The sequence below is a fragment of the Candidatus Margulisiibacteriota bacterium genome (genome assembly GCA_028715625.1).
Lineage (GTDB): Bacteria > Margulisbacteria > Riflemargulisbacteria > GWF2-35-9 > GWF2-35-9 > JAQURL01.
Genome location: JAQURL010000083.1, coordinates 1 through 10,084 on the forward strand (window position 1 = coordinate 1; position 10,084 = coordinate 10,084).

A 10,084-nucleotide genomic window follows, 5' to 3' on the forward strand; every position below is an offset into this window, starting at 1 on the left:
GTTCCTTGTGATGTTGACCGCATAAAACGGTTGTCTATTATTGACGGAAAGGACGTTAATATGGCCAGATTGGCCATTGTTGGAAGTTCGAAGGTAAATGGTGTGTCGCAATTGCACGCTCGGAAATTAATAGAAACTGTTTTTTCGGATTTCTATCAAATATATCCTGAAAAATTTTTAGGGATAACCAATGGAGTTACCCAGAGAAGGTGGTTGCTAAAAGCCAATCCCAGATTAGCCAAATTAATAACTTCTAAAATCGGTGATAAATGGATTATAGATTTATCCCATTTAAAAGAACTGGAACAATTTGTGGATGATGAAGATTTTATCAAAGAATTAATCAGGGTCAAACTTGCGAATAAGTCAGACCTGGTTGATGTTATTGAAAAGCGTAATCCACTTAGAGATAAAACCGGTAAAATTGTAAGTAGGATCAGAGTAAGCCCCAATTCAATTTTTGATATACAGGTAAAAAGAATACATGAGTATAAGAGACAGCTTATGAATGCGCTGCATATTCTGATGCAATATAATGAAATAAAAGCTAATCCGAACGCAAAAATTATCCCCCGCACCTATATATTTGCAGGCAAGGCTGCACCGGGTTATAAAACAGCCAAGGATATTATTCAGTTTATTAACATATTGGCCAGAAAGATTAACAATGACCCGGATATTGAAGATAAAATAAAAATCGTTTTTATGGAGAATTACAATGTTTCGCTTGCAGAAAAAATAATTCCCGCAGCCGACGTTAGTGAACAAATATCTACCGCAGGTATGGAAGCAGCAGGAACAGGCAATAATAAATTTGCTATGAACGGCGCTTTAACAGTAGGCACCTGGGATGGCTCTACCATAGAAATGGCTGAGCAGATTGGCCAGGACAACAAAGGAGAAGAGAATGTTTTCCTTTTTGGTAAGAAGGCTGAAGAAGTGGATATCTTGTTACAGAATGGAAATTATGATCCTAAAAGAGATATGTATGATAAATATCCGGAAATAAAACAGCTCATAGACCAGCTTTGGAATAATGAACTGACTGATGATAATGATGAACAAAAAATACTTTGGAGTATTGCAGACAGACTGGTTTACAAACAGGAAGACGGCACACCCGGAGACAGGTATCTGGTGCTGGCTGATTTGCTAGCCTACAGGGACACACAGCACCAAATAGATGATCTTTACAGAAATCCAAAGGCATGGGGTAGAAAAATGCTTCTGAATATCGCCCGCATGGGTTATTTTTCCAGTGATCGCAGCATAAGAGAGTATAGCGAAAAAGTCTGGGACCTCAAAACCGTAGAAACTTAGCCTATATTTGCCAGATAGTTTTTGTTTTTTTGGCACCAGTCAGCATATTTTGCATTAAATAAATTAAAATTAATTATGTATCCTATAGCTTCTTCAATTTTTGTTCTGTTAACAGGATTGAGGGATTTTCTTAACGCTATTAAAAGATTTACGGAATTTGTATTATTTGGTGTTAAAAAATTTTGTTTTAAGATGTTTCCCAGGATACCTTCTCCGAGGTTATAGGCAACAATCGCCAATTCAGAAGATGCATTTTGATAATTCTTATATTTATCCAGCAGATATTTAAGATAACGAACGCCAACTCGAATATTAATCAGATTTACATTGTGTTGTTCCTCATCCCTTAGGTTTATTTGTAATGGATCCAGTTTGTCTATTGCTTCAATTGTAAGCTGCGGCAGGTATGTCGAGTTGCCATAATTTTTGCTGTAAAGATCCTTTTTTAGCTCAATTTTTGTTTGCACTACAGCAGGCTTCATTAATTGCATGAATCCCATAGCATTTGTTTTGGACTTCGCTCTTGGATTCCAGGCGCTTTCAATTCTGATAACTGCCAGTATCATGTGCAAAGGGACGTTATATCCAGCTGAGTATTTTTTAATTTCAGGCAAATATTTATCAAAAGATTTGCTTTGAGTTAGTAACATTCGATCTTTCATGCCGTTTTTGTTTTTGCCATGGCCCGGTTTGGCGGCAACCCTGATGTCATCTGTTTTAGACTTTTTAGGATTAATGAGTTCTATAGGGATTACTCCATCCCTGGAATCTTTTTTTTTGTCTTTTAATAGATAATCTAAGGTTAACAAAATATCTTTATGGCAGATATCGTCATTAATATGGGAGAGCTTGTATCTTTGCTTAAAATTATCCAGAGCTGCGTCCCAGCCGACATTCTCATAAAGTACGCCCTGTTCACCTCTCTTATAAAAAAAGCCCAGTTTATATAATGCCTTCAAAACAGTCCCGGGCAGCATAACCGGATTTTTTTCGCTGGCTTTTAGTTCAGCCAACATTTCTTTTTTTTCATTTTCAACAGTTTTTATAAAATCATCAATAGAATTTGAACATGCCCATTCCCGTTTAAGTGCCACAATTTCATTATCTGAAATTTTCCCATTGTTATCGAAATCTATTACCTGCCGTACAGTTTTGGCTTTTTGCAGGGCTTCATCAAAATTTTTTGAAGAGTTTAAGCAGGCTTTTAATATTTCATTTTCTACATAGGTTATTTGTCTGTCATTATTAACATCAAGAGTTTGAAAAAGTTCCCGCAAAACATTTAGCTCTTCTTGGGCAGCCTTCTTCTCCCCGTTGCTTATAATGGCTGTGTCTCCCAGCCCGAATATTCCAAAGCGCATAGATAGATTATGCTTTTGTAAAACCAGTTTTTTGAGCTCGACATCTTTAATATCCGGAGCCATATTTTTGGCTTCAGCATCGTAATTTATTTTACTATCTTTGGCAATGTCCTCTGCCGAGGCGTTGTCTTTTAGTTTTTTAACCTCACTGCGTAAATAGTCTTTTATAGGCTTTGGATATACTGTTGCTTCCATACGTACAATTTGTGCCCGTAAATCAGAATTCCTAAACAATTTATTTAGAAATGAAAAACGGAAAATGTTATAATGCAGAAAAATGGAAGGGGATAAATATATGGAAAATGAATTAAATTTCGAAACTTTAGCACTGCACGCGGGCCAGGATATTGAAAGCGATACCTTATCCAGAGGCGTTCCGGTTTATCGAACATCTTCATATGTTTTTAAGGATACCCAGCATGCTGCTGATTTGTTCGGGCTGAAAACACCTGGCAATATTTATACCCGTATTATGAACCCGACCCAGGATGTTCTGGAAAAACGTGTGGCAGCACTGGAGGGCGCTCCTGCAGCGTTGGCCTTTGCATCTGGCACGACAGCTATTTTTAATACAGTTATAAATATTTGTACGACAGGAGATGAGATAGTCTCCTCAAAATATCTTTATGGTGGAACATATACTATGTTTAATGATATTCTGCCGCAATTCGGTATCAAAACAAAATTTGTTGATATTATTGATTCTTTTGCAATTGAAGGCGTTATTTCGGAAAAAACCAGGCTGATTTATGCGGAAACCATCGGCAATCCGACACTGGATTTTGCGGATATTGAAAAGATCGGCAAAATCGCAGAAAAATATCGCTTGCCCCTGGTAGTTGATGCCACTTTTACAACACCCTATCTTTTACGAACGCTGGAACACGGGGCCAATATAGCTATTCATTCTCTTACCAAATGGCTGGGAGGTCATGGCTCTGGAATAGGCGGTATTGTAGTGGATGGTGGGAAATTTGACTGGACAGATAAAAAGTTTAAACTGCTTAATGAACCGGACAGCAGCTATCATAATGTTCGCTTTGCTTATGACCTTGGTGAGCAGAACCATCTGGCCTTTATTAACAGGTTAAGACTTGTACCGTTGAGGAATCTTGGAGCTTGTATATCACCGGATAATGCCTGGATCTTTTTGCAGGGGATTGAGACCCTGCCGCTCAGGATGGAACGCCACTGTGAAAACGCTTTAAAGGTTGCACAATATCTGGCTAATCATCCAAAAGTAGCGTGGGTAAGATATCCCGGTTTAAAGGAAGACCCTTCCTATGCTGTTTCGAGTAAATATTTAAAAAAGGGTTTTGGGGGCATGGTAGTTTTTGGTATTAAAGGCGGTAGCGCTGCAGGCTCAAAATTTATCGACAACCTGAAATTATTCTCACATCTGGCCAATGTCGGCGACGCCAAGAGCCTTGCAATTCATCCGGCCAGCACTACTCATTCTCAGCTCAGTGCCAAGGAACAGCTGGAAGGCGGCATTACGCCGGACCTGATAAGACTATCAATAGGTATTGAGCATATTGATGACATTATAAGTGATTTAGAACAAGCGCTGGAGTAAGGGGCTCAGGGCTCTGTAGATTTGTAGAGCCAACAGGTCACCCTGAGCCTGACGAATGGGTGACTAACACTGGGAAAGTCATACTTAGTCGAGCTCAGTATGACATTATGGGAAAGCTAGTATAAACAGAAAATCGTTAACTCCTGGATTCCCGCTTCTCTCCTCGGCGAAGCCTCCGGCGTAGCTGGGTCGCGGGAATGACTGAAAAAATGTAACAAGGAAACCCTTAATGCATAAACAAAAAAATTTGATCGAAAAAATATTTAAGCTCAAACAACAGAGAAGGGCTATTATACTGGCCCATAATTATCAGCGCCCGGAAATTCAGGCTATTGCTGATTTTGCCGGCGATTCACTGGAACTTTCCAGACTGGCTGCCGAAACCAAGGCAGATTGTATTGTGTTTTGCGGTGTACGTTTTATGGCCGAAACCGCCAAAATCCTTTCACCGCAAAAAACCGTGCTTTTACCTGAGTACGATGCCCGCTGCCCCATGGCCAGCCTGGTAAATGCCGAAGATGTTCGGGCGCTCAGAAAACAACACCCAAAAGCCAAAGTTATCTGCTATGTAAACACAACAGCAGAGGTTAAAGCTGAGTCTGATGTCTGCTGCACATCAGCTAATGCAGTGCAGATAATAAAAAAAATTGACGCTGAGGAAATAATTTTTGTGCCGGATAGAAATCTGGCCGCTTATTGCCAGACTTTTACTGACAAAAAGATAATTATCTGGGACAAGGGTTATTGTTACGTACATGACCGCATCACTATGGAGGATGTGAACAAGGGTAGAAACAAATGGCCGGAAGCTTTACTGCTGGTACATCCGGAGTGCAGACTGGAAGTTATAAGACTGGCTGATCAGGTGCTCTCGACAACAGGTATGATTGATTATGTAAAAAAGTCCAAAGCCAAAAAATTTTTAGTAGCAACCGAAGATGGAATACTCTACAGAATGAAAAAAGAAAACCCTGACAAGGAATTCATGGTAGTTGGGAGCGTGAATCAATGCTGTAATATGAAAAAGACCACACTTCAGGACATTTTTTATGCGCTTCATAAAAATCAAACAAAAATTGTTTTAAAAGATGATGTAATCCAAGCCGCAAGCTATTGTCTGAAGGCCATGCTTACCTATGTCTAAAGGCAAAGTTCTGGTAGCCATGAGCGGAGGGGTGGATTCCTCTGTAACTGCGGCACTTTTACAAGATGAGGGCTATAAGGTATCCGGTGTTTATATGAATGTCTGGGACGAAACAGACAAACGTGTTACCAATATTTCCAAAACCTGTTATGGGCCGGGGAAAGATAAAGAGGCGCAGGAAGCCCGAAGAATTGGGAAACTGCTTGATATTCCCATAACTAGTATTAATTTGAACCCCGAATTTACCGAATGTGTATTGAGTTATTTTACAAGCGAGTATCATCAGGGGAGAACACCCAATCCCTGCGTGGTTTGTAACCAGAAAATCAAATTCGGTGCGCTAATCCAGAAAGCACGTGAATGTGGTCTTGAGTTTGATTATTTTGCCACCGGTCATTATGCCAAAACCTATTTTGATAAAAAAAGAACCAGGTATATTCTGCAAAGAGCCCAGGATCTGAAAAAAGACCAATCATATTTTCTTTACAGGTTAAATCAGGAACAGCTGAAAATACTTTTATTTCCGCTGGGGGACTATTTGAAAGCAGACGTAAAAAAGCTGGCAGTCAAATATGGCTTGGGCCTGGAGCAAAAAAAGGAAAGCCAGAATTTTGTGGACGGTGATTATTCCTATTTACTGGGAGAAACGTCCGGCGCGGGGGATTTTATACTGGAGGACGGAAAAGTTGTGGGGCGGCATAAAGGAATCGAGTTTTATACTATCGGCCAGAGGCGGGGCTTGGTTATATCTGCCAAAGAGCCGTTTTATGTGTTGCGGATAGATAAAAATAGCAATCAGGTTGTTTTGGGCAAAGAAGCTGATTTATCTAAAAAAGAACTGACGGCCGGGGATATAAACTTGATCGCAATTGATTCCTTGAAGCAGGAAATAAGTGTATCTGCCAGAATCAGATATGCCAGCGAGCTTTCATCCGCCAAAATAATACCGTTAGAAAATAATAGAGTAAAAGTAATTTTTGAAAAACCGCAGAAGGCCATAACTCCTGGGCAATCCGTGGTTTTTTATGATGGAGATGTCGTGGTCGGTGGGGGAGTTATCGAGTAAACCTCATCCCGGCCGCTCTCCTATGTAGGATGGGGGAACGGAAGGAAAACTTTGGAAGAACTGCATGTGATTTTTAAAGGACAGGTTCAGGGAGTCGGGTTCAGAGCAACCACTATGCGGCTGGCTCACAAGCATAGAGTGTATGGCTGGGTAAAAAATAAATCCGATGGGACTGTGGAGCTTCTGGCACAGGGAGAAAAAGAAGTTCTCTTTGGTTTTTTGGCCGATATAAAGGATTATTTTAGTTTTTATCTTACAGATTCAGCAGAAAACTGGCGAAGCATGTCAGCGAGTTACCACGATTTTCGAATAATTTATTAATTATTTATAGTGTTTTCCATGAAATTTTCTGCAATTTTGTCTATTATTTGGGATGATCTAGCTAGAAAACCGATAAATTTATAGGGAAGAAACGATAAATGGAAAAAAAGATAATATCAGATAAAGCATTAATAATAGAAATGATAAACAGGTATAATATAAATATGCTTACCGAAGGTATTTATGATTATTATTCTGTGGGCCGGGTTGCGGCAAAGGCCACATTGGAGAATTCGGCAGTACAGCTTGAGCTTGATTTCGGCGGAGTTGATTTTTTAGCCTACAGGATGGAATTTTTGACAGGATTTTTTCATTATATCCTGGAAAAAACTAAACAAATTCCCAGTAAGCTTGTTGATAAGAAAATTATTTTAGCCCTGGATGATTATGATAAACATAACGAAAAAATAAAAGACACCCTGAAATGGTTCGCGTATAACCTGGAGCATATCCTGGACATCCAGGAAGAACAAAACATAGATTATGCGACCCTTTATAATCTGGTAATAGTATAAAATCTTTCCTTTAACAGTTCCGGTTTAAAAAGAAATATTCCGGGAATAATAAATATATGGTTTTCCATAAGGTTATAAGTTTGTTAAAAAATGAGGTTGTTCAAGCGCAAAAGGGCCTTGCGGCGTTGTTCAGGTGCATCTCTTCTTTTAAATTGGGCTCAGTTGATACTTATGATCAGTCCAGAGATATGCAATCACATGTATTACGTGAACTGACATTATTACATGATTACGCGCAAAAAAATCCTTTATACAACCTGAAACTTGGCATGAATATCGTGGCAACCGCTTTGCGTTACTTAAGACATGGGTCTGCCGGCGCGACCGCGCAAAAAGGTTTGCTGGGCGCAACCGGGTATCTGAGGGGAGTTTTGTCGCAAGAATTTTTTCGTCGGTCTCTAAAATATTTGGGATTAGAAAACCTTCAGGGCAAGTATAGCATACACCCAGTGCGACCTGATGTTTTGCATGGATTAAGAAATGTTCAGCCGCTAAACATAGAGTGGGAAGAAATAAATATAGGGAAAAGAGACTATGAGAAGACACAAAAAAGAGCGCGACTTAAAAGCCTGGCCGATAGCCTTGAAATCAAGAACAATTCCGAACCTATATATCTCAACCTTAACATTGCTAATCATGATATCCATGATTGTTCAAAAGAAGACCTGCAAAAGATACATCTTTTTATCGAAAAATTAAAGGAATTTTTTGAACACACAGAAAAACCGAACATTTTTCTTCTTCATCAGATCAAAATAAATAATCAGGATTTTTCTTTTGTTAGAGATATGGGTGGGAAAGCTGGTAAACAAAAGGCTTTGGTCCAGGCATTCTTGTCTTCACACGGAGCAATACAGCTAAATAATATTGATCAATGGGTTCTTGATAGTAGTATAAAACAGAGCGAGCGGGACCCCCAGCCTATAACGGCGGATAACCAGGTACTAGCTGCCAAATACTGGAAGGAAGTTGAGGATAGTGAATTTATTAAAAGCGGTAAAGTTTTTTCCAAAGAATTAACAGAAGCAATTAAGGAACAACCGCGACCACAAACCAATACAGAATTCATGAGGGCTGCAGCTCTGAAAATGTTATTCGGTCTGGGGAAAGTCATAAAAGAAAATTATGAGACACTAAGTATTACTCAAAAAATACTTACAAGCGAGAGACTTAAAAAGATCGAAAGTTTAATGGCCAGAAAAGACGGTATGCTGGATGCATTGGCAAGCAGTACAGAGATTAAAGACAAATATGTTTTTTTAGTTGAGGAGGTCCTTTTTGTTTTGAATATTCTGGATATAACAAACTTCAGTCTCAGGGATTTGTTAAACAAAAAGGCAATAACCGAACAATATCCGGGCCAGGCAGATGAAACAACCCGAAACGCAAAGGTCAAACAATATGGATATATGGCCGGCAGCGGTCTGCATGCTATTTCTGAGATTTTAAAACTAGTTCGAAAACAAAATCCGGAAGGCAAATTCTATCATACGCCAAATATATATTTTGAAATTCACAGGGTACTTGATGATATTTTTGGAATGGAAAAATATGGCGCAATGGAATTCTCAACGGGCATGCAAAGCATTAGACCTTCCGATGAGTCGGTCAGCGCTGTTTTTTGTGATTTTCATCCCAATAATGCCAATGCCCTTAAAATTGATCCTCTGGATAAGGATTCGTTGCTGAGCTGGATGTCGGCAAATATGAATAAATATTCTGAGGACAAACCGTTTACACTGATCCTGGATACATCAACCCAGCATTTATATGATGCTGAAGTTAAAGAATTTCTTGAGAATGAAAACATAAAGTCATGGGTAGGAGCAGGAAAGTTGCGGATAGTTGTAATACAGAGCCTGCAAAAATTCGCTTCGATCAATACGGATAAATTCCCCAGCAGCGCGATAATACTGATAACCGGTAAAAAAGATGATCCCTTTATTGAAGGCCTGGCAAGGGCCGAACAGGGCTCAGTACCTGAAATAGCCGATCAATTCCTGGGTTTTTTATTTAGAGAAATGCCCGGGTTTCCTGAAGAGCTTAGAAATCGTAGCGTGGCTAACAGTCGCACGTTATATGATTTATTAAAGGAAAAAAATACTTCGGTTGTGGCAGAAAACAATGATCCGGGCAGCTCATACATATCCCTGCAATTCAATGAAGAATTAAAAAATTTGCTGAAAGGCAAGAAGGCTTATCACAGGCAGTTACATATAATTGAATTTTTGCATAAGGGAATAATTCAATATTTAAGAAATTCAGCTGAAGAAAAGGGCTATATACTTACGACCAGAACAGGTTTCGGCTTTTTTGAGTCCTCAGTCTCGGATTGTCGCAATTCAATCCGTTTTATATTCGGTTCCATGGAGGATGATGAATCTTTAAAGCATTATTCGGAACGGATAACGTTTGTAGAAGAACTGCTAAAAAATAAAGATAATATAAAAGCTGAAGCACAAAAAATGGCGGAGAAAAAAGGATTGGAGTTGAACAGATTAAAAAATATGGAAAATTATGATTTCTTGACTGAAATTAATAAAAATAATAATTTTTCAAAAGAAGAAAAATTGATACTGAAAGTGTGGTATATGATGGAAAGCCCAAAGCTAAAAGAATAAAAAGTTTATTTGATAAAGGCCAGCGCCCAGACTGCCTGGGGGCGCATATACATCTGGGCTATATATCTGCCCTTTTTATCTAATGACTCAGGGCTACGAAAATAAAAGCCCTTCCTGTATAATGAATTATATATGCAGTCCAGCAAGCTTTTTGCTTTAG

General features: G+C 39.1%; 8 protein-coding genes. 7 read left to right on the top strand and 1 reads right to left on the bottom strand.

From position 1 onward, the window contains the following. On the top strand, nt 1-1,320 hold a 1,320-nt coding region (locus PHV30_10860), incomplete at its 5' end, for a glycogen/starch/alpha-glucan phosphorylase (GenBank protein ID MDD5457514.1). Here the strand turns inward: PHV30_10860 and PHV30_10865 are convergent. After that, nucleotides 1,317-2,876: a transglycosylase SLT domain-containing protein gene (locus tag PHV30_10865; GenBank protein MDD5457515.1), complete on the bottom strand. Its 1,560-nt coding sequence runs from the start codon at nt 2,874-2,876 to the stop codon at nt 1,317-1,319. The two genes, PHV30_10860 and PHV30_10865, sit on opposite strands and share 4 nt — an antisense overlap. Nucleotides 2,877-2,976: 100 nt before the next feature. Here PHV30_10865 and PHV30_10870 point away from each other — a divergent pair, with 100 nt between their 5' ends. From PHV30_10870 to PHV30_10895, 6 genes are all read left to right on the top strand, one after another. Next, nucleotides 2,977-4,257 (top strand): O-acetylhomoserine aminocarboxypropyltransferase/cysteine synthase, encoded by a 1,281-nt coding sequence (locus PHV30_10870; protein MDD5457516.1) that lies wholly within the window; start codon nt 2,977-2,979, stop codon nt 4,255-4,257. A gap of 229 nt (nt 4,258-4,486) precedes the next feature. Beyond that, nucleotides 4,487-5,401: a quinolinate synthase NadA gene (gene nadA / locus PHV30_10875; protein MDD5457517.1), complete on the top strand. Its 915-nt coding sequence runs from the start codon at nt 4,487-4,489 to the stop codon at nt 5,399-5,401. Next, nucleotides 5,394-6,467 carry a tRNA 2-thiouridine(34) synthase MnmA gene (gene mnmA, locus PHV30_10880; protein ID MDD5457518.1) on the top strand — a complete coding sequence of 358 codons (1,074 nt, stop codon included), beginning with the start codon at nt 5,394-5,396 and terminating at the stop codon, nt 6,465-6,467. The genes nadA and mnmA overlap by 8 nt, the downstream gene beginning before the upstream one ends. A gap of 51 nt (nt 6,468-6,518) precedes the next feature. After that, a complete protein-coding gene (locus PHV30_10885; GenBank protein MDD5457519.1) occupies nt 6,519-6,788 on the top strand; it encodes an acylphosphatase in 270 nt (89 codons plus the stop codon). A gap of 98 nt (nt 6,789-6,886) precedes the next feature. Beyond that, a complete protein-coding gene (locus PHV30_10890; protein MDD5457520.1) occupies nt 6,887-7,303 on the top strand; it encodes a hypothetical protein in 417 nt (138 codons plus the stop codon). Between the two features lie 56 nt (nt 7,304-7,359). After that, nucleotides 7,360-9,924 carry a hypothetical protein gene (locus tag PHV30_10895; GenBank protein ID MDD5457521.1) on the top strand — a complete coding sequence of 855 codons (2,565 nt, stop codon included), beginning with the start codon at nt 7,360-7,362 and terminating at the stop codon, nt 9,922-9,924. Nucleotides 9,925-10,084: the final 160 nt, after the last annotated feature.